Below are 21,037 nucleotides of genomic sequence, written 5' to 3'. Positions count from 1 at the left end.
CAGGTTGGAGTTGAACTCATCTTGCCTGCGCTAGGACTGTTGCTGCTGTTGGTGGTGCTGCCATGTGGAGTCTTCATAGAAGCATGATACTTGAATGGATTGGGGAATCGATCGCGGGGGGTGAACAATCGACCATTCGGTGGGGTTGAACCCCAGTGACAACGGCTGACCTGTTCCGCCACGTCGCACCTGAATGAGTTCGGCGCAAATGCTGACGGCAATTTCTTCCGGGGTCAATGCTCCAATATCCAGACCGATCGGAGCACGAAGTTGGTTGAACCAACTGGATGAACCAGTGGATCGCTGAAGCGCTTGCCACACACACTGCACTCGTCTTTTGCTGCCAATCATGCCGATGTAACGAGGAAAGGATGGGTCGAGTAATTGGCGTAGGTGCTGTAGGGCGGCTAAATCGTATTGGTATCCCCGTGTCACCAAGGCAATATACAAACGGGCAGGAGGCGGAAGTTCAACAATCGACTCGATGGGTTGCGCCCAGAGCACAGTTCCGCCAGGAAAGCGATCGGCACAGGCAAAATCCGGGCGATCGTCCTGCACGATTACTTGAAATCCCAAGAGGTGAGCTATTTGGGCAAGTGGTACTGCTACGTGACCTGCTCCTCCAATTAAGAGAACAGGAGGCAGGGGCAACGGTGCCAACAGCGCCAGGTGAGATGCATCCGCGCCCTTAGCAGAGGTATCCAGAGGCTTGCAGGGGCTGGAAGGGGCTGATCGGATCACAGGTGTTGTCACCTCTGGCAGCGACGAAACCAAATAGGACGATCGCTCTGCCGTCAATGGCGTCACCAATATCCCCGGTTGCCCCACCTGCAACTGCTGCACAATTTGCTGAGCGAGATCGATGGCAGCCTCACCCGACCACCGTTCCAACCAAACCTGCATCCAACCGCCACACACGCCCTCGACAGGACGCTGAGATGCACCCGACAAATCAATCTCCACGAATTGGTTTTTTCCAGTTTGCAGCACCGATCGCGCTTGTTGACAGACTTTTGCTTCTCCTGCGCCACCGCCAATGGTATCAATCGGGTTCCCTGTTTCTGGAATTAGCATCTTTGCTCCCACTTCTCTGGGGGTCGATCCGCGGGTGCGTACCACGGTTGCCACCACCACGGCTTGTTGTTGCAGCAGTTGATGCAGTTGTCGATAGAAAGTCCTAGACATGGATATTGTAAGGATATTCAAAAAAGATTCAAACTGACGATCGCTTCCAACTTAGGACAGTCTACTGAAGCTGGGTCAGCAAGAGGGTGTCTTGATACTCCAATTGATTGTTATGCCGCCTTCAGTTATCGGTAAGGCGGTAGCTTCCCGCCTATCTGTCAGTCGCTAAGGCTCAATGTCCTTTGATGCTGCAAGCAAGATGGTCAGCATTCCAAGAAGCCCAATAGCCAGTGCTTATAAGGAAATATTTTGTATCTAGATGGGCGATTGGACAGGCAAGTGCTGACAATCCTAGTGAGTTGTGGACAGACTGGATATAAGACCGCTGACTACGCAAGAGGCACGCTGAATGATCATCCTACATGATGGAACTGGTGGGGACTTGTCCCACGTTCAAGCAATGGCAAGCATAGAGGAAGGGTTTGCACTGTTTGATTACGTCCGGATTGATCAGGGTGAAATGGCATGGATTGGTTAAATCCTTGAGCCAAACCGCAACATTTCAATTGTCAGCCGCAACAGGCTTGACACAAGATTTTACACGGTCTGAGGCTGATGCAGGAGCCTTGCCTAATCGTATTGACGAGGAGGTTCGCAGAAACTTTAATTCAAAAATTCTGCAAGACCGCATAGCATTGCGAATGGCAACTCAAAGCGAAGAGTTATTTTTTGAGGAAATGAATGAACGGGCTTTTCGATAGGTGCTGATTTTATGGAGGTTTCTTCAAATGTCAAAGCTACTTGAACGAATTACAGTAAATCCCAGGCAATGTGGTGGTCGTCCTTGTATTCGTGGGATGAGAATTCGAGTGTCTGATGTTTTAGATTTGTTCGCAGCAGGTCTAAGTGCTGAAGAGATTTTAGAAGACTTGCCAGATTTAGAAATGGATGATATACGAGCTTCCTTAACATACGCAGCACGTAAATTGAACCATCCTATATTGGTGGCATGACAACCATTTGGATCGATGCACATCTGTCTCCGGCGATAGCAACCTGGATCACAGATACCTTTGGGATTACAGCGTTGGCGTTACGGGATCTTAGTCTACGAGATGCAGAAGACCCTGAAATCTTTGAGGCTGCAAAGGCTCAAGGAATAATTTTTATGACGAAAGATAGTGATTTTGTAGATTTAGTTGAGCGCTTGGGATCACCACCGCAAATTATCTGGTTGACTTGCGGCAATACCTCAAATGCGAGGCTAAGGGAGATATTGAGTGCAGTTCTACCAGAAACATTAAAGTTACTGCGTTCTGGTGAAAACTAGTAGAGATCAGTGGGGATTAGCACGGCGGCATAACAACCCCAATGCACCCGACCGATGAGAAATTGTCTGTGAGCGTTCGAGGATATTTGCAGCGGGTGATTGGGAACGATCTCCGTTAACGTTAGCATGATGTGTAACTTTAGCTTGGCTCGATCGCCGCACTGGCTCCCAAGGCACAAAGGGTCGCAAGTTGGGCAGCAGTTAGATTCTGGACTCGCCCGATTGCCATGCCTTCGTAGGGACGGGGAATGCGTAGGGTAATTAGGGGTTGAGGGTTAGAAGGGCAGGATGGGATATTGGTAGCGTGATTCCAGAGCTTAATGGTTTCGTCTTGACTACAACTGGCTAGGGTTTGTCCATCGGGGCTATAGCAAAGAAATCGTACCCACCGATCGTGTGCTTCTAGGGTTTGCAAACATTGATAAGTAGCGGCATCCCAGAGTTTAATCACGCCATCGGTGCCGCAACTGGCAAAGGTATGTCCATTCGGATGAAACCCGATCGATAAAACGGGGCCTCGATGGGCCACTAACGTGTGGATGCAAGCGCCGTGCAGCGACCAAACTTTAATCATGCCATCGGCACTGCCGCTGAGGATGGTTTGGCGATCGGGGGCAATGGCAACACTGCGCACCCAGCTTTCATGCCCCACCAGTGTTTGTCGGCAACGGTGGTGATCGACTTCCCACAGCTTAATTGTTTGATCTTGACTGCCGCTAGCCAGCAGCGACCCATCCGCACTCAGCGCCAAACACCAAACACCACCGCCGTGCCCCACTAACGTTTGCTGACATCCCGTTTGTCGATTCCAGCGTTTAATGGTGCCATCTAGACTACCGCTAAGCAAATCACCCGTACAATCAAACACCACACTTAAAACCGCATCCTGATGTCCTTCCAAGGTTTGCAGCAACGTTTGGGAGCGCACATCCCACAGTTTCACGGTTCGATCTTCACTGCCACTGGCCAAGACGGTTCCATCTGGGCTAAAGGCGACCGACCACACCCAACTGCTGTGACCTGTGAGATTGCCTAATCGCCGTTGCTGTTGCCAGTCCCATAACCGAATCACTCGATCTTGACTGCCGCTGGCCAGCATCTGCCCGGTTGGACTAAACGCCACCGACCATACCCCGTTGCTGTATCCTTGCAAGGTTTTCAAGCAGAGGCGAGTGCGACTGTGCCAAAGCCGCACCGACTGATCTTCACTGCCACTGGCCAACAGGGGATTATCTGGGCTAAAGGCGATCGCCGCGATCCAACTACGATGTCCCACTAACGTAGCGAAACAGTCGCCACTGCGATAATCCCACAACCGAACACTGCGATCGTCACTGCCACTAGCCAAAGTTCTGCCGTCTCCACTAAAAGCCAAGGCCCGAACCTGTTGGGTATGTCCAACGAACGATCGAACTTGAGTGCCCGTATCAACCTGCCAAAGGTGCACCAGTCGATCGCTGCCACTGCTGGCCAACCATTCTCCATCCGGGCTGAACGCCACCGACCACACCCACCCTTGATGGCCATGCCAACACTGAACACACTGGCCCGTCCGCGTATCCCAAAGCCGCACGGTTCCATCGAAACTGCCGCTAGCCAAGACCAGTGATTTAGTAGGTTGATTGGGCAACCGTACCTCAATCGGCGCGAAGGCCACCGATCGTACTTCGTTGGTGTGTCCGTCTAAAACATGAAGCAATGTCCCCGATCGCACCTCCCACACACGCACCAGATGATCTTCACTGCCCGTTGCCAGCAGCCGTCCATCGGGACTAAATGCGACTGAAAAAACGCGATCCGTGTAGCCCCCAAAGGTTTGTACACAGACTCCTGTTTGCACATCCCACAGTTTCACCGTGCGGTTGGCGGTGCTAGCCAAAAAGCGTCCATCTGGGCTAAACGCCACCGACCACACCCAGCCCTCATCCACCCTGCAACTCAATAGTTGCTTTCCGTCAGATACTTGCCACAAGCGAATTTCATGATTTACATCCCCAGTAGCCAGCCACTTACCATCCGGACTAAAGGCCACCGTCAAAATTTGGCTAAAGGTTTCTGTAAACACAGACCTAGCCAAATCGGCTCCAGTAAAGTTGACTCGGTGCAGCGCCACACCCCGCAAATAGGCATTCCAAACGGTTAGGTCTGAAAAATCCCAGCCTGTTAAATCTACACCGAATTGACAGAGTAGGTTAATGATATTGCCCGCCGCATAACCCCTTTGCTGGGGGGGGTGTTGGCGTACCTTAGTCAGAATGTGCTGAAAATGCTGAACTAGCTCGGCGAGCGAACAGCAATGCAACAGCCGATCGGCGATCGGTTTCACAATTAATCGAGTTTGCGTTTCGCGAATATAATCTTTGGCTTGAGCTTGCAGCAGCGTATGAGAGTAGAAGAGAGGAGATAGAGAAGTCCAGAAACCAGAGGACGCAGAATAGCTCCCCGTTTCCTGTTTCCCGTTCCCTCTTCTCTCTTCTCCCCATCGCCAAATTTCTGCACACACCCGCTCGATCAACTGTTCAGTCATGTATTCCATCACGACGGGCTGCAAAGTAAAGCGTGTCTGAGTTTTGTCTGGCAAGGTTGAGGTCGCGCGATCGATCAAGTAATGGCGTTCTAGGGCAGTCAAGGCATCTAGTAATTGTCCCAAGGGCATCGGCGGAGTAAAGTTTGATCGCAACTGCGACAAAGTAATAGGTTGACGATTGATGGCAAGCCAGTACAGAACCTGTTGTTCGAGGGGCGACAGGCGGTTAATTTGTTGTCCTAACAGATCTTGAATGTCGCTAAACACCAGCGTGCCTTCTTGCAAACACTCCAGGAAGCTAGAGATTTGCCCATCAAACACATCCTGAATGACCGGAGCTACCATTTTCAGCGCTAAGGGATTGCCAGCATAGTGATTCACCAGCATCTGCCAGTCTTGCTTTGAACCCGTAAAATCGCCTTTGATGCCCAGTAACGCCTGTCCTGCTTCAATTGGCAATCCGGTTAATCGCAGCGATCGAAGGGGCAGGAATTTGCCTTCTCTGGCAGCTATCTCCTTCGGCTTCTCGCGACTGGTCAACACTAGCGTACTTTGATGCTCCAGATCACCAATCCACTGCCACAGTTGAGCATAACCCTCATAGCCAGAGAGATAGCGATCGGTGGAGCGATCGCTAGGTTGAGGTTGCCCCATGACCGTCTCGCCATTGTCCAAAACGATCAAACACCGGTGTTGCCTCAAATAGTTCAACAAGCAGCGCAGCCGTCCATCTAACGTTTCTGGCAGTAATGAATGCTGTTGATTGGCAATACATTGAATCAGATCAGCCAGCAGATCCATCAACGGGGGAGCATTGCGCAACGATCGCCAGATCACAAATTCAAACCGGTCGATTGTCCCCCACTCCCCACTCCCCGCTTCCCACTCCCGATCGCCAGCCAACCGTCTGGCCAACTTCACCGACAGCGACGTTTTGCCAATGCCGCCCATGCCGAAGATGCCTACCAAGCGACAGCGATCGTTCAAGATCCATCGTTCCAAAGTGGCTAGTTCGTCGGCGCGTCCATAAAAGGTGGAGACATCCACAGCATCACCCCAATCACACTTGGGCATGATCGGAGGCAGATGAGTTGTTTGCTGTTGGACAAAGGCATCTGAAGGCTGATCGCCAACGAATCGATCGCCGAGTGTTTGCTTGCCTGAAGCAGTCCTATAAGCGATAGTTTCAGGGGTTTGTGCAGTTTGAGCATACCCAGACACAGAACGGGACGCGGACGGATGCGTTGCCGTCATTTTGCGCTGCACCACTTGCTGAACGTTATGCTTGGTGACTTTTTCGTTCAACGCTTGCGATAGCAATTGCCAAAGCTGTGATCCCGTTTGCTTGATATAGCCCAACTCATAGCCAGACCGTCGCGCAATTTCTCCATACGATTGATCTTCCCAGGTGTGAAAAAAAACCGTCTTTTGCAGTTGGCTCAACCGATTGTTGGATAGGATTGCCTCAAGCAGCGCTAAGGCTTCATTGGCATTCATATTGAAACAGCTTGCAACGAATTGAGTAAGGCAAAAGCAACCAAAGCATTAAAGAGCAACAAGATTAATCAAAGTACCGATCGAATGCAACTCCTGCAAAATCCAGCTTTTGGAGGATGGGAAATGGTGCTAACTGTGTATCCTACAAACTCACTCTCGTCCACTTTGTTATCTACGTAACATTTCGTGTAGTCCAGACGTTACGTTTCTCGAACCTGTTAGCGCACCTTTCTCGCACCTTTTCGAACCTTATGGGGCGATCGGTTCTGATAAGCTTTGCTCAACAATTCAATCTAAGTTCTGTGTAGTCCATCATCCTTTTGATAAGGAGTCGCCACTGTGAGCACTATTCGGTTCCCTCACTTCTCCCGTCGTCAGGTGATTCGTGGTCTGTTAGCGACGGCCGCCTTTGGAATCACGACCAAACTGAGCGGATGTACATCGCAAGGTGAAGCTGCTGGCGGCGAAGATCTCACCGTCGGTTTTATCTATGTGGGTCCCAAAGATGACTACGGTTACAACCAAGCTCATGCAGAAGGTGCAGCTGGTATGGTTCAAAAACATGCTTCTGTGAAGCTGGTGGAAGAAGCTAATGTTCCTGAAACCACCGCCGTAGCAGAATCCATGCGCAGCATGATTGACATTGACGGTGCAACCGTTCTGTTTCCTACTTCATTCGGTTACTTTGACCCGCACATTCTCAAACTGGCTGAAGAATATCCAGAAGTGCAATTCTTTCATGCGGGTGGACTTTATCAAGAAGGTGTAACACCTAATAACGTCGGCAGCTACTTTGGCTACATTGATGAAGCTCAATACATTGCCGGAATTGTTGCAGCGCTCACGTCTCAAACGGGCAAGCTAGGGTTTATTGCAGCCAAACCAATTCCCCAAGTATTGCGCAACGTCAACAGCTTCACCCTAGGTGCTCGCAGCGTCAAACCTGAAATTACGACTCAAGTAGTATTCACAGGTAACTGGGCGGAACCCATTAAAGAAGCCGAAGCAACGAATAGCATGGTCGATCAGGGGATTGATGTTGTTACGTGTCATGTAGACAGCCCTAAAGTTGTCATGGAAACGGCTGAAAAGCGGAGTATTTTCTGCTCGGGCTATCATGCCAATCAAGCGGCGTTAGCTCCTAAGGGCTATCTCACAGGGGCAGAGTGGGATTGGACAAACGTCTACTCCAAAATAATTGAAGACGTACAAGCGGGCAAAACTCTCATGGATGGCAGCATTCCCCACATTTTACGCGGTGGATTAAAAGAAGGGTTTTGTAAATTGTCTGAGTATGGCCCGGCTGTCAGTGAGGAGACCAAGCAAGCAGCCGAAACGGCAAAAGCACAGTTCTTGGACGGTAGCATGACAATTTACAAAGGAGAGATTAAAGACAATCAGGGCAAAGTGATTATTGCTGGGAACGAAGAATTGAAACAGCAAGATCCAAAGTTAGAAGAAATGAATTACTTAGTTGAAGGCGTGTTGGGTTCGGTTGGAAGCTAGCGTGGAAAGAATACAGAATGAATCAAACTTGGCGTAGAAACCTGGAATCTATTGTGATTCCCTTTGGGTCAATTCTGTTTGGATTAGTGTTGTTTGGCGTGTTCTGTGCGATCGCTGGAGCTAATCCCTTTGCAGTCTATGCGTCTATTTGGAAGGCGGCATTTGGCAAATGGAGTACGTTCCAAAATACATTAATTCGGGCGGCTCCGTTGATGCTCAGTGCATTATGTACTGCCTTACCAGCGCGATTGGGTCTAGTGATCATTGGTAATGAAGGAGCGCTTGTCGTCGGTGGTTTGGCGGCAGTTTCCATAGGGCTAACGTTGGGCACGGCGGTCTCGCCGTTGGTGGTACAGATAGCGATGGCGCTGGCGGGCATGATTGCAGGCGGTGTCTGGATTGGGTTCGCAGGTGCACTCCGACACTACCGAGCCGTGAATGAAACAATCAGTAGTTTATTGCTGAATTACGTGGCGATCGCCCTACTCAACCATTTAGTGGGTGGGCCGATGAAAGACCCAAGTTCATTGAACAAGCCTTCCACGTATCCCTTAGCAGATATGAATATGCTTAGCAATATTCCCGGCACACGGGTGCATTGGGGCTTGCTGTATGGGCTGGTTGCTTGTGTCATCGCCTATTTTCTGATGCAGCGTACCACCTTTGGCTTTGCCGCCCGCACGGCTGGCGGTAATATCCGAGCCGCTCGTATTGCTGGGCTACCGGTGGGCAAACTGACGGTAATCATTTGTTTTTTAGCCGGATCATGTGCAGGGCTGGCCGGCATGGTGGAAGTGGCTGCTGTGCAGGGAGCCGCCAACGAATCCCTGAATGTTGGCTATGGCTATGGCGGCATTTTGGTGGCCTTTGCTGCGCGACATAATCCGATCGCAGCTATTTTCCTTTCCTTACTTGTGGGCGGCATTCTGGCCAGTGGTGGAATTCTCCAGCGATCACACGGTCTCCCCGATGCCACGGTCTTGGTCTTTCAGGGGTTAGTTTTCCTGGTGGTGCTCTATGGCGATTCCCTCTACGGCAAATTCCCCTTCTTTAAGGAAAAGCCCACTCTTGTTCCTCCTCCCTCCCCTCCTCCCAGCCCTGGGCAGGAATCAGTGGTTGTTTCTTAGGAGACTTAAAGCTATGGCAGCAGAAGCATCACAAGCATTAGGTTGGTGGGGCGTTCTTCTGGCGATCGCGGCCGGAACTATGCGCGGCGGTACTCCATTCTTGTTTGTCAGCTTGGGAGAATGCTTGACCGAGAAAAGCGGCAAGATCAATTTAGGGCTGGAAGGTACAGTCTTAATGGGAGCGATGAGCGCCTATGCCATCTCTTATCTGACTGGCTCGCCTTGGTTGGGGGTTTTAGTCGCCGGTTTATCCGGCTTGGCATTGGGTGCAATTCACGGGTGGCTGTCGCAACAATATCGCGTTAATGATGTGGCAGTCGGTATTGCCATGATTGTGTTTGGCAGCGGCATTGCTTTTTTCTTGGGCAAGCCATTCATTCAACCTTCAGCCCCCCAATTACCGACTTTAAATTTAGGAAATGCAGCCATGCCTCCCGCTCTGCAAGCGGCCCTACAAATTAGTCCGCTGTTCTTGTTGGGGTTGGCGATCGCTCCGTTAATGAAGTGGTTCTTTCAATCGACCCGCTGGGGGCTATTTGTTCGTGCAGTAGGCGATAGCCCTGAAGCAGCTAGAGCAATGGGGGTCTCGATTTTCAACGTGCGAATGCTTAGCATCATGGCAGGCAGTTTTCTGGCAGGCATCGGGGGAGCCGCCCTCTCGCTCTACTATCCCGGCGTTTGGACAGAACGCATCTCTAGTGGGCAAGGTTTGATGGCCGTTGCATTGGTGATCTTTGCGCGTTGGAATCCCATCTTGTGCCTGTGGGCATCACTGTTATTTGGCGGAGCACAAGCGCTGGGGCCAGCGTTGCAGTCTGTTGGAATTAGGGAAGGTTACTACCTGTTCAATGCCGCTCCCTACGTGCTAACGCTGTTAATTATGATTTTCACCTGTTCCCCTAAACGTACACTAACTGGCGTGCCGGGCGCGTTGGGAACCGATAGCCAAGGCTAGAGAAGTCTGAAGGAGAAGCATAAAAGGTAGAAGTCAGAGCAACCGAATCGATCGATAAAACCTTTAGCTTTTAACCTTCCTGTATAGCCTTTATCACACGGAGTATAAACATGGGACGTTTTGTTGAGGCTGACCCCTATCCCTATCCCTACAATGGCGATCTCCGTCCAGAGAATACGGTATTGCTGATTATCGACATGCAAACTGACTTCTGTGGCAAGGGTGGATATGTAGACAAAATGGGCTACGATCTATCTCTGACTCGGGCCCCGATCGAATCCATTATGCGCGTATTAGCCATGGCCCGGGCAGAAGGCTATCACGTCATGCACACGCGGGAAGGCCATCGCCCTGACCTATCTGATTTACCTGAAAACAAACGATGGCGATCGCAGCAAATTGGCGCCGGTATTGGCGATTCGGGACCTTGTGGCAAAATTCTGGTACGTGGTGAACCCGGTTGGGAGATCATTCCTGAACTTGCTCCGATACCAGGAGAAGTCATTATTGACAAACCTGGTAAAGGTTCGTTTTATGCAACTGATTTAGATTTGGTGTTGAAACGCAAAGGTATTCAAAATATTGTGCTGACTGGAATCACCACAGACGTTTGTGTCCATACTACAATGCGCGATGCCAACGATCGGGGGTATGAATGTTTACTACTTTCTGATTGCACAGGCGCAACCGATTATGGCAATCACTTAGCCGCTCTAAAGATGGTGAAGATGCAAGGAGGTGTTTTTGGAGCCGTTGCCGATTCTAAAGCCTTCATTGAAGCGATCAGTCAATAGAGAAGTCAGTAAAAGACGGTAGAACCTTTTGTTGCGCATGTCTAGCCAGAGGCTAGAAACAAGAAATTTACTTCATCCTTCATCCCTATAGCCTTTCTTGCCATGAACACTGCAACATCGATCGAATCTCCAATTAAGCTCAATCGTCCGCCCGATTTGCAAGTGGTGGGTATGACCAAGCAATTTGGTCGGTTAGTAGCACTTGAGAACGTATCGCTGCACCTAAAACCCGGAACCTTCCATGCCCTGTTAGGGGAAAATGGAGCTGGCAAAAGTACGCTGGTGAAGTGCATTATGGGGTTTTATAGCCCTACGGCGGGTGAAGTGCGAATTGACGATCGACCCGTACAAATTACCAATCCTCGCGATGCTCATCGGTACGGCATTGGTATGGTATATCAGCATTTTACTTCGGTTCCCGCTATGACGGTGGCAGAGAATTTAGTCTTGTCGCGCTATAACAGTACCAACCTTATTCATTGGAAATCGGAACTTGAACAGTTGCGATCGTTCATGGCAAGCTCGCCGTTTCAAGTCCCCCTAGACACTCCGATCGCCCAACTAGCAGCCGGACAAAAGCAAAAACTAGAAATTCTTAAGCAACTGTATCTACACAGCCGTATTCTGATTTTGGATGAGCCAACATCCGTTTTAACACCAGCCGAAGCCGATGAGGTGCTGGGTTTACTGCGAGAACAGGTGACGGCAGGCGACTTAAGTGTGCTAATGATTTCTCACAAATTTCGAGAGGTTACCGCATTTGTAGACGAAGTCACTGTGTTACGAAAAGGCAGATTTGCGGGCCATGGCTTTGTGAAAGATCTGGCAATTTCTGACATGGCAGAAATGATGATGGGCGAGAAAAAAGACCCAACACCTGTCAACAAAACGGTTCATACAGAATCGTATCCAGTCCTGGAAGTACACCATCTTCACGCTAACAAAGACAACGGGGTCGAAGCGGTTTCTGATGTCAACCTCACGGTTCATAGCGGCGAAATTGTGGGCATTGCCGGCATTTCGGGCAACGGACAGCGAGAATTGGTGGAAGTGCTAGCCGGACAGCGAGATGCCACAGCAGGCGAAATCCATGTCAATGGCGAACCGTATCGAGCCACTCGCGCCGAAATGACTCGACATCGTGTCTTTGCCCTACCCGAAGAACCGCTGCGCAATGCCTGTGTTCCCCACATGAGCGTAGCTGAAAATATGGCTCTGCGTACCTTCGATCGTCCTCCCCAAGCGAAAGGAGTGATGTTGATTCTCAATGCCATCCGACAGATGGCCCAAGGACTGATTCAACAATTCTCGGTGAAGACCCCCTCGCCTGATACGCCGGTTGGCAACCTTTCTGGCGGCAATGTTCAGCGGACTGTTCTTGCTCGCGAATTGTCCTCCGATCAAATTAACCTGCTGATTGCGGCAAACCCCTGCTTCGGTTTGGATTTTGCTGCCGTTGATTTTATTCATACCCAAATCGTAGCCGCTCGCAATCGCGGAGTAGCGGTGCTGCTGGTTAGCGAAGATCTCGACGAGTTGCTGAAACTCTCCGATCGCATTTTGGTCATCAGCGGCGGTCAGTTTGTCTATGATAGCCCTACCACCGAAGCCGACTTTGCTGCGATTGGGCAGAGTATGGCAGGACATTAATCCCTCGTCTCTCATTCTTCATTCCTTCTCATGCTCTCTTTTTCTGCTCAACCCTACGACTATTCGCTTCCGGCTGACCTTCATCAACTTGCTCTCGTCATCATTGACATGCAGCGAGATTTTTTGGAGCCAGGTGGGTTTGGTGATGCACTAGGCAATGATGTCTCACGATTACAGGCAATCGTACCACCATTAAAACGGTTACTGACGCTGTTTCGAGCGCTGCGATTGCCGATCGTGCATACCCTGGAATGTCATCAACCCGATTTATCAGATTGTCCTATGTCTAAACGCGATCGTGGTAACGGAAAACTCAAAATTGGTGATGAAGGTCCAATGGGACGAATCTTAATTTTGGGTGAACCCGGTAATGCTATCATTCCTGAACTAGCTCCACTACCCGGCGAAATAGTTATCACCAAACCTGGTAAAGGTGCGTTCTACGCTACACCCTTGCAATTGCAACTGCAAGAACGAGGCATCACCCATTTGCTACTAACCGGTGTCACTACCGAAGTCTGTGTGCAAACCACAATGCGTGAAGCGAACGATCGCGGTTATGAGTGCTTGATGGTTGAAGACTGTACCGAAAGCTATTTTCCAGATTTCAAACAAGCGACACTAGAAATGGTGCGGGCCCAAGGCGGGATTGTCGGTTGGACGACAACCTCGGCACAGATTATTTGCACTTTAGAAACCTGGGGTAGTGTTCTAGATCAGTGGAAGCTGTGACCGCATAAACAGCCTTCATAAACGTCTTCTACTTTACCCAGCCCACCCCAATTGGATGCATCACTCAATATTGCGGAGATAACGGCTCTACTCAAAATCTTCACGATCGTATCGAGTGGAAGGACGACCGGTCGATCGCAGCAGTGGCAATAATATAGCCATTGCCACCATTCCCACAGCTGCACTAAAAGCCAGCATTATGCCAAAGGGAATTTGAATCGACTGTATTCCCAAAAACTGGATGGCAACCCGTGTACCGTTTTGGGCGGCGACGAGGGCGATTGTGCAAACCCAAAGAGCCAGAATTAGTGATAGAAGCAGCTTGATCATACTGATCATAATGGTAGATTGGGGAGCAGGGGATGATAGCAAAATAGAGGTTGGAGCAAAGGCTTGAATCAAAGCTTTGGCAAATTAGTTAGCCGCAGGAGCACACCCGTCTGTTAGACAAATGACTAATACTGACTGAATCGTTGCATCGCTGCGAAACTCGGTGGTTTCGTTATAGTCTTCGTTCGAGGCAGCGTAAACCCCAGCCGGATTTTCATTGCCGTTGCCAGTCGCAAACGAAACATTACTGGCGGGCTGGCGCTCAAACCGAGCATATTCTCTCGATTCATTTTGCGTATTATAAGCTAGGGTGGCTTCTCCATAGGCTTGTTCCGCTTCCGTCAACGGTGTCCCAGGCCCAACCCCCTCGGCGGTGCGAAACCGGGTGTTGTCGGTGTATAACCCCTGAATCACATCGTCATCGCCAAAGGTTTCACCCGCCAAATACAGAATGTGGTATAGCGTTTCACCATTACGGCGCACGGCGATCGCGTCAAAATCGACAATAAACGGCGACTCTACCACAAACTCCGTCTCAGACCCTAAAACCCCTTTGAGTTCGCCCAAGGTCATGCCCAGTTGTGCAGAACCAATGCCTTCGGATGAAATCACCGTGCTATCCGTAGCCACCGGAGAGGGCGGCACAGGCGAGGGAGTGGCGTCAGCCTCAGCCACCACTGAGGGAGTACCGGGCGCGCTAGCAGATGGAGTTTCAAGAGAAGATGACTCGCTTGTCCGACCACAACCACTTGCCAATATAATCAGCCCTGCAAGAATCAACCCCTGCCTTCGCAAGCGTTGATGTTGTTTAGTCGCGTGTTGTAGCAATTGTGTCATACCTTCAACTGGTAATCAGACTACTGGTTATCGGACTACTATGCTAGCGCTTAACTGAAAAACCTCTACCATGCTTCTCCTCCACCCATTTACTCCTCCACTCCTTCGATCGCTGCATCCGAACACTTTTCCCAAGCTTGACCGATCGGGCGGGTTATTTCCCCAAGAGATTGCCCACCTGGAGGATGGCTAGCTATGGAACAGTCAGTAAGCTGTAAATAACGGTTGTTTAGTTTGTTCAGTATCTACTAAACATTTAAAAGATATAATCTTAGTTAAGGAGTGTAACGACCAGTGGACAGTTGAACAAAGAGCAATCGTTTGAACGTACCCACTTTGTTGAAGAAGTTGGTCTGATGTTTGAATTAGTGGGGTTTCCCCGCATGTCAGGTCGAATTTTTGGCTGGCTGCTGATCTCTGATCCACCACAGCAATCGACCGGAGAGTTGGCCGCGGGCTTGCAAGCAAGCAAGGGGTCGATCAGCACCATGACCCGGTTGTTGATTCAGATTGGTTTGATTGAACGAGTCAGTATTCCTGGAGAACGACGAGATTATTTTCAAATCAAACCCCATGCTTGGTCTCAACTCACCAAACAGCGTATTGCTCAAATCACCTCATTTCGGCAGCTTGCTGAAAAGGGGCTGAGTCTTCTAGAAGACAGTCCACCGCCTCTGCAAGAGCGCTTGCAAGAAATGCGAGACATTCATGCCTTTTGGGAACGAGAACTACCGCTGTTAGATCAGCGCTGGGAACTTGAACAGCAACAGATTCAGCCTGATGCTCCAGCTTGAGATGCCGTTGGTTAACTTGTTTTGATGTCTCGTTTTGATGTCTGTTCATCGTGGGTCGTGCTGGTTCTGTGCCGGTTTCGAGCGACCTCCTTGCTCAACTCTCCTTTCTATGCGAACGACTATGCAACTTTCTTTTCTTGGTAAACGTTACCCAAACCCCTGGATCTTAGGGCTGGTGACAGCCGGATTACTTGGCGTTGGCGGCTTAACCTATTGGACGGTGCGCAATCAATCCGCCGTTCCTGATGTGTCAACCATGACAGTCACAGTGGACTCGCAACCGCTACAGGTGCGGATTGGTGCCAGTGGTCGGGTGCAGCCTATTCAAACGGTGAATCTGAGTCCTAAAACCTCAGGAATTTTGGTGGAATTACTTGTAGAGCAGGGCGATCGGGTTTCTCAGGGGCAGGTCGTGGCTCGCATGGAATATGAATCGGTGGAGGCTCGGTTAGCTCAATCCCGTGCGCGGGTGGCTCAAGCCGAGGCTCGATTGTCAGCTTTGCGATCGGGAAATCGTCCCGAGGAAATTGCCCGAGCCGAAGCCCAAGTGGCCCAAGCCGAAGCTAGGGTGGCTGAAGCCCAAGCCCAAGTCAACCGAGCCGATGAACGGGTACGCCGTAATCAATCACTGGCCAGTGAGGGGGCCATTTCTACCGATGACTTGGATGATGTGCTCAATCAAGCTGAAACCGCCAGAGCCAACCTCGCCCAATCGGAAGCGGCCCTGCGAGAGTCTCAACGTAGTTTGGAATTAGTGCAACGCGGCGCTCGATCGGAAGACATTGCCGAAGCTCAAGCCCAACTCGCTGAAGCCCAAGCCGATTTACGATCGGTACAGGTGGAGTATGACGATACCTTCATTCGTGCTCCATTTGATGGCATCATCACCCAGAAATATGCCAGTGAAGGGGCGTTTGTCACTCCTACCACCTCTGCATCAGAAGCATCCTCTGCTACTTCTACGGCGATTGTTGCCTTGGCAGAAGGGTTAGAAGTGCTAGCGGAAGTGCCGGAAGTCGATATTCAACAGCTTCGAGTGGGGCAACCCGTTGAAATTGTGGCCGATGCTTATCCAGGTCAGGTATTTCGCGGCGAGGTGTTGTTGATTGCTCCAGAAGCCGTAGTTGATCAAAATGTCACCTCTTTCCAAGTGCGGATTGCGCTGACTTCCGGAGAAGACAAGCTGTTGTCCGGCATGAACGTTGATGTCACCTTTTTGGGCGATGAAATGACTAATGCCTTGGTTGTGCCTACCGTGGCGATCGTCACCCGTGATGGTGAGACGGGTGTTTTGGTTCCCAACGAGACCAATCAGCCAGAATTTCGCCCTGTCATGCTAGGCACGTCTGTTGGCAACCAAACTCAAATCTTAGAAGGACTGCAACCAGGCGAGCGGGTGTTTACGGACATTCCTCCTAATTCACAGTGGGATCAAACTGAAGAATAAGGATGAAGGATGAAACGAAAGCTAATGGACAAAGGTTGCAGAATCAAAACCAATTCCTTATCTATCCACTCATCCACTCCCAACCCTCTACTCCTAATTCCTAACCCCTAACCTCCGTTAAACCATGAATATTTTTGAAAGTATCAATATGGCAGTCAAAACGCTGACTGCAAATAAACTCCGCAGTACCCTGACGATGTTAGGCATTATTATTGGCAATGCCTCGGTAATTGCGATGGTAGGGGTTGGGCAGGGGGCACAACGCTATGCTGCTGAGCAGTTTGAGTCGCTGGGACCGAATGTGTTGTTTATCATTCCCGGTAGTGATGAGGCCAATAGCCGCGCCGCTGCACCGATTCGCGATCTTACCCTGGAAGATGCCGAGGCGATCGCGTCTCAGGTTCCTACGGTAAGTGCCGTTGCGCCAGAACTTCAGGGACAACAACTGATTACCTATCGCAATCGTCGCACCAATGCAGGCGTCACCGGAACCACCCCCGATTTCACGATCGTCCGTAGTTTTGATGTGGAGCGCGGTCGCTTCTTCAGCGACTTGGACGTGCAGCGCAGCAGCCGGGTGGTGGCGTTAGGATCTGACCTGGCTAGAAAATTGTTTGGCAATACTGACCCGATCGGTCAGCAAATTCGCATTCGCAACGTTAGCTTTCAGGTCATTGGGGTAATGGAATCGAAAGGTGCTTTTTTAGGCAATAACCAGGACGACGTAGCCTTGATTCCCATTTCCACCATGTCTAGCCGCATCACGGGTAACGACTCGCCCTACGGAACGGCTGTCACTTACATTTCTACCAGCGCCCGAGACGAAGCATCGATCAATGCGGCTCAATTTCAAATTCGCAATCTGCTGCGCTTGCGTCACAAGGTGGTGGCAGAGGATAGCTTCACCATCCGCACCCAAAAAGATGCCTTGGAAATTGTTGGCAATGTCACTGGTGCTCTAACTCTGATGCTGGCGGCGATCGCTGGGATCTCCCTGTTTGTCGGCGGCATTGGCATTATGAATATCATGCTGGTTTCGGTGCGAGAGCGAACTCAGGAAATTGGCTTACGTAAAGCCATTGGCGCATCTCAGCAGGATATTTTGGTGCAGTTTATGATTGAGGCTATTATTCTATCGGCGATCGGTGGCATCATCGGGACAGGCATTGGTGTGGCAGGTGTGACGCTGATTGGAGCAGTGACACCTCTACAGGCGGGGGTTTCCACAATAGCGGTTGTGTTAGCGGTGGGTGTTTCCGGCGGAATTGGATTATTTTTCGGCGTATTTCCGGCCCGGCAAGCTGCCAAGTTGGATCCAATCGTGGCTCTGCGTAGCGCTTAACTGAGACAAACCATGAAAACCATCATTCGTCTTGAGCATATCTCCAAGGTCTATGGGGCTGGCAATACCGAAGTTCATGCATTGAACGATGTGAACCTAACGGTAGAGGCGGGGGAATATTGCGCCATCATGGGGCCGTCTGGCTCCGGTAAATCTACAGCGATGAATGTGATTGGCTGTCTCGATCGCCCCACTTCTGGTAGCTACTACTTAGACGGCGAAGATGTAGCCAAGTTATCGGATGAGGAATTGGCGCATATTCGCAACCGCAAGCTGGGGTTTGTGTTCCAGCAGTTTCATTTGTTGCCGCAGCTATCAGCTTTAGAAAATGTGATGCTGCCGATGGTGTATGCTGGAGTGCCAACCAAAGAGCGCAAAGACCGAGCCGCCGAAGCCCTGACGCGGGTTGGATTGGCCAATCGTCTCAACAATCGACCGACCCAACTATCTGGTGGACAACAGCAGCGGGTGGCCATTGCCCGAGCCATCGTTAATCGTCCAGTCGTCTTGTTAGCCGACGAGCCAACCGGAGCGCTTGATTCGCAAACGACTCAGGAAGTGCTGGAGATTTTTGGCGAACTGAATGCCTCTGGAATTACGGTCGTGATGGTGACACACGAAGCAGACGTGGCTCGAAAAACCCACCGTATTATTTGGTTCCGCGATGGACAGGTGTTGCACGATCGCCTCGCTCCGACCGATTTAGCTCAAGCGGTGGCGATGTGACACAACATCCGACATAACATCGACAGATTTTTCACGGAGTAACATTTCCTCGCGCACCTCTTCCCGTTCAATGCCCATGACATCCACTTGATAGCGTTCTGGAGACACGGCCGCTTGGATGTGCTTCTGCTGGCAAATCCAAGAGAGATAGCGCAGAGCCGTCTGCCGTTGCTGCGATAAAGGTGGATCGATTAGTTGGCTTGCCGTTGCGCCTGATGTGGGTTCCAATGGAGCTAGGCGAGCCTGCTCAAGCTCTGCTTTCAAATAATCAGGCAGAGCAGTAATACCCAGTGTCTCTAATGGCGTTTGGTCAAGGGAATCAAGCAACCCAGAAAACCCCAAAAACACCAAGCGATACAGCAGCAATTTACTAAATTTGCCCCAAAAATAGCCACCGTGTACATCGCGCCCTTTAGGAAACGATCGAGGTGAAAATTGCACAAATGCCAAAAACAATCGCACGTAGTCAAACAAATTCAACGGCGATCGTTGACCATTCAAAATCATGACATTGCGAATGGTTTCTTGCGCTTTGGCGTTGTAGTCAGTGAAGTCGCGGTATTCAGTACAGTCAAAATAGGTGAATAAATCCGCCAACGATTGCTTGTCTTTGTCACCGTCGTTGACCATTACCGCTTCATCTTTTAATTCTTGTCTCAGCTTGGCTTGAACAACAGGACTAGGATCGAGCGTTTGGGGCTTGCGCTGATTCAAAACTTTAACTTCTAGGTAGGGCAACAGGCGGTTCATAGGTGTCGCGATGTTGACAATGCCAAACAGGGTTTTGCCATCAGAGCCATTAGCCTTGACCGTGACATTACCTAAGCGATAGCCCTGCGTGCGGGTGCGGGCTGGAAACGAAAAATAGTTGGCGGCGGTGGAAGCAAGTCTTAGGGCCAGATCTCCCTCATTGCTGAACAGATAAGCCTCTTCAAATCGCCGCAGCGACGATCGCAGAAAATTCGATCGCCCGGATGTGATCGCCAGTACCGGAATATCCGGCGACACTAGCACCAATCGCCCCAAGCAAAACACCCGACCAATGCGAGAAGACGGCATCTTTTCCGATTGATCTCCCACTTTGCCAATCGATCGGGGGTCAAACACATCCGATAAAATCCGAATGGTTTGCGTTGTCACATGAGCGCCCATGCTGTGCCCAATAAACGACAGCTTGATCGGGCGGCGCTTCCAGTAGGTTTCGGCTCGCTGCAACGTTTCAGCCTGAACCGCGTCCAGGCGCAGCACTAAGTGGGGGAGCACAGATGGATCAATAACAGAGTCGATACCAGAAAATGACTGTAATCGCTGAATGAATTGTCGAAATCGAACATCATCTAATTGAATAATTAAATCCGGACGTTTGTCGCGTTCTCGTCGAATTGTATTTACCGCCCCTAAGAATGCTGAATACTCTAATCCTTGCAAGTCCGGGATATCAGTCAAGATACGATCGAACAGCGCTTGATCTGGCAGCAATTCTGCCATTTTTAGCTGTACCAGTCCTTGATCGAGTTGACGAATCAGTTCCACTAAATCATTGACGCCAAAGTAAGTGGCGCGGTAGGTGTCGCGAAAATATACCGAAAATCGCAACAGGACTAAGCAGACAACCAACGATAGCCCAAACACGCCCAAGCTGAGCGGAATTGCCCACCAGGCCGCCCCGATCGCCAGTAGCAAAATCAATGACAGTAGCGCTACGGCGGTTCCTGTAATCAATAGGGTTTTCAGCAGAAACGGTAGTGCTCTAAAGGCAGTCCTTAGGTTATGTTTCTGGGCCACGCTTTCGGAGGGCCAACGATAGCCCAGAAACACAAAGCGGTTTGGGTCTTGTCGAATAAACGGATCGTCATAATTGGCATAGGTGCACAGGGGTTGATACCAACCATCCCACACGGTCTCAGTATCATCGGTTGCCCCGGTATTGTAGCCATGAATCGCAATCACAACCCCCGTTTCCTGCTGGCTGCGGATGTGGTTGTCATACAACCGCTGAATCACATCTTGAATCACGGGACGATCGCGATCGACCAAGTTCTGCCGATCTTCCACATTGCGGGGAGCCGTACTGCGAACAAAATAACCAGGAATGGCAAGGTTGGACTGATCCGGCAGCAGATTTTCGATCAGAATGTCCATGTTACGTGCTCCTTCATTGCATCACCGATTCACTGGCAACCCAAAGTTGCTGGCAACTCAATTTGCTAGCAACAATGGATGAGTCCACCATAATCGCTATGCTCGAAAAATTTGGTGAATGCAAACAAATTTCAACGTTGCCAACTGCCCAAATTTCTGCTGTTCCCCTAAAAAAG

General features: G+C 50.4%; 18 protein-coding genes and 1 pseudogene. 14 read left to right on the top strand and 5 right to left on the bottom strand.

Features of this window, described 5'->3' with window-relative positions; genetic code table 11:
* Positions 1 to 30: 30 nt before the first annotated feature.
* Positions 31 to 1,185 carry an XdhC family protein gene (locus tag OXH18_RS10775; RefSeq protein ID WP_268612786.1) on the bottom strand — a complete coding sequence of 385 codons (1,155 nt, stop codon included), beginning with the start codon at positions 1,183 to 1,185 and terminating at the stop codon, positions 31 to 33.
* A 349-nt stretch (positions 1,186 to 1,534) separates the two neighbouring features.
* On the opposite strand from OXH18_RS10775, the gene OXH18_RS10770 reads away from it, so the two are divergent.
* The 4 genes and pseudogenes from OXH18_RS10770 to OXH18_RS10755 all read left to right on the top strand — a co-directional run bounded on the left by OXH18_RS10770 (position 1,535) and on the right by OXH18_RS10755 (position 2,475).
* On the top strand, positions 1,535 to 1,663 hold the full coding sequence (locus OXH18_RS10770) for a hypothetical protein (RefSeq protein ID WP_268612785.1): 129 nt from the start codon (positions 1,535 to 1,537) through the stop codon (positions 1,661 to 1,663).
* 4 nt (positions 1,664 to 1,667) lie between these two features.
* Positions 1,668 to 1,886, top strand: coding sequence for a hypothetical protein (locus tag OXH18_RS10765; protein ID WP_268612784.1), 219 nt, complete (start codon positions 1,668 to 1,670; stop codon positions 1,884 to 1,886).
* 27 nt (positions 1,887 to 1,913) lie between these two features.
* Complete coding sequence (locus tag OXH18_RS10760) at positions 1,914 to 2,138, top strand: DUF433 domain-containing protein (RefSeq protein WP_268612783.1); 225 nt, start codon at positions 1,914 to 1,916, stop codon at positions 2,136 to 2,138.
* A pseudogene (locus OXH18_RS10755) lies at positions 2,135 to 2,475 on the top strand (DUF5615 family PIN-like protein). The gene OXH18_RS10760 and the pseudogene OXH18_RS10755 overlap by 4 nt, the downstream one beginning before the upstream one ends.
* 119 nt (positions 2,476 to 2,594) lie before the next feature.
* On the opposite strand, the gene OXH18_RS10750 reads toward OXH18_RS10755, so the two are convergent.
* Positions 2,595 to 6,479: a WD40 domain-containing protein gene (locus OXH18_RS10750; protein WP_268612781.1), complete on the bottom strand. Its 3,885-nt coding sequence runs from the start codon at positions 6,477 to 6,479 to the stop codon at positions 2,595 to 2,597.
* 339 nt (positions 6,480 to 6,818) lie between these two features.
* Between OXH18_RS10750 and OXH18_RS10745 the strand changes: the two genes are divergently transcribed.
* From OXH18_RS10745 to OXH18_RS10720, 6 genes are all read left to right on the top strand, one after another.
* Complete coding sequence (locus tag OXH18_RS10745) at positions 6,819 to 7,985, top strand: BMP family ABC transporter substrate-binding protein (RefSeq protein ID WP_268612780.1); 1,167 nt, start codon at positions 6,819 to 6,821, stop codon at positions 7,983 to 7,985.
* A gap of 17 nt (positions 7,986 to 8,002) precedes the next feature.
* The gene (locus OXH18_RS10740; RefSeq protein WP_268612779.1) at positions 8,003 to 9,112 is read left to right on the top strand and encodes an ABC transporter permease; all 1,110 of its coding nucleotides are present in this window, start codon (positions 8,003 to 8,005) and stop codon (positions 9,110 to 9,112) included.
* Between the two features lie 13 nt (positions 9,113 to 9,125).
* The gene (locus tag OXH18_RS10735; RefSeq protein ID WP_268612778.1) at positions 9,126 to 10,067 is read left to right on the top strand and encodes an ABC transporter permease; all 942 of its coding nucleotides are present in this window, start codon (positions 9,126 to 9,128) and stop codon (positions 10,065 to 10,067) included.
* Positions 10,068 to 10,177: 110 nt separating this feature from the next.
* Positions 10,178 to 10,861, top strand: coding sequence for a biuret amidohydrolase (gene biuH / locus OXH18_RS10730; protein WP_268612777.1), 684 nt, complete (start codon positions 10,178 to 10,180; stop codon positions 10,859 to 10,861).
* Between the two features lie 102 nt (positions 10,862 to 10,963).
* A complete protein-coding gene (locus OXH18_RS10725) occupies positions 10,964 to 12,511 on the top strand; it encodes an ABC transporter ATP-binding protein (RefSeq protein WP_268612776.1) in 1,548 nt (515 codons plus the stop codon).
* 30 nt (positions 12,512 to 12,541) lie between these two features.
* A complete protein-coding gene (locus tag OXH18_RS10720) occupies positions 12,542 to 13,243 on the top strand; it encodes a cysteine hydrolase family protein (protein WP_268612775.1) in 702 nt (233 codons plus the stop codon).
* An 87-nt stretch (positions 13,244 to 13,330) separates the two neighbouring features.
* Here OXH18_RS10720 and OXH18_RS10715 read toward each other — a convergent pair whose 3' ends face one another.
* Together OXH18_RS10715 and OXH18_RS10710 are read right to left on the bottom strand one after the other, a co-directional pair.
* Entirely contained in the window at positions 13,331 to 13,582 is a 252-nt protein-coding gene (locus tag OXH18_RS10715; RefSeq protein ID WP_268612774.1) for a hypothetical protein, read from the bottom strand.
* A gap of 75 nt (positions 13,583 to 13,657) precedes the next feature.
* Positions 13,658 to 14,410, bottom strand: a complete 753-nt coding sequence (locus tag OXH18_RS10710) for a hypothetical protein (protein WP_268612773.1) — start codon at positions 14,408 to 14,410, stop codon at positions 13,658 to 13,660.
* 302 nt (positions 14,411 to 14,712) lie between these two features.
* Here OXH18_RS10710 and OXH18_RS10705 point away from each other — a divergent pair, with 302 nt between their 5' ends.
* The 4 genes from OXH18_RS10705 (at position 14,713) to OXH18_RS10690 (ending at position 18,719) form a co-directional block, all read left to right on the top strand.
* Positions 14,713 to 15,204: a GbsR/MarR family transcriptional regulator gene (locus tag OXH18_RS10705; RefSeq protein ID WP_268612772.1), complete on the top strand. Its 492-nt coding sequence runs from the start codon at positions 14,713 to 14,715 to the stop codon at positions 15,202 to 15,204.
* 121 nt (positions 15,205 to 15,325) lie between these two features.
* Entirely contained in the window at positions 15,326 to 16,651 is a 1,326-nt protein-coding gene (locus OXH18_RS10700; RefSeq protein WP_268612771.1) for an efflux RND transporter periplasmic adaptor subunit, read from the top strand.
* A gap of 124 nt (positions 16,652 to 16,775) precedes the next feature.
* Positions 16,776 to 17,993, top strand: a complete 1,218-nt coding sequence (locus OXH18_RS10695) for an ABC transporter permease (protein WP_268612770.1) — start codon at positions 16,776 to 16,778, stop codon at positions 17,991 to 17,993.
* 12 nt (positions 17,994 to 18,005) lie between these two features.
* A complete protein-coding gene (locus OXH18_RS10690; protein ID WP_268612769.1) occupies positions 18,006 to 18,719 on the top strand; it encodes an ABC transporter ATP-binding protein in 714 nt (237 codons plus the stop codon).
* On the opposite strand, the gene OXH18_RS10685 is transcribed toward OXH18_RS10690, so the two are convergent.
* On the bottom strand, positions 18,696 to 20,861 hold the full coding sequence (locus OXH18_RS10685) for a hypothetical protein (RefSeq protein ID WP_268612768.1): 2,166 nt from the start codon (positions 20,859 to 20,861) through the stop codon (positions 18,696 to 18,698). The two genes, OXH18_RS10690 and OXH18_RS10685, sit on opposite strands and share 24 nt — an antisense overlap.
* Between the last annotated feature and the right edge of the window lie 176 nt (positions 20,862 to 21,037).

Origin of the sequence: Thermocoleostomius sinensis A174 (assembly GCF_026802175.1) — a bacterium.
GTDB lineage: Bacteria > Cyanobacteriota > Cyanobacteriia > Elainellales > Elainellaceae > Thermocoleostomius > Thermocoleostomius sinensis.
Note: the sequence above shows the minus strand (reverse complement) of the source record. Positions and strands in the feature narration are given on the sequence as shown.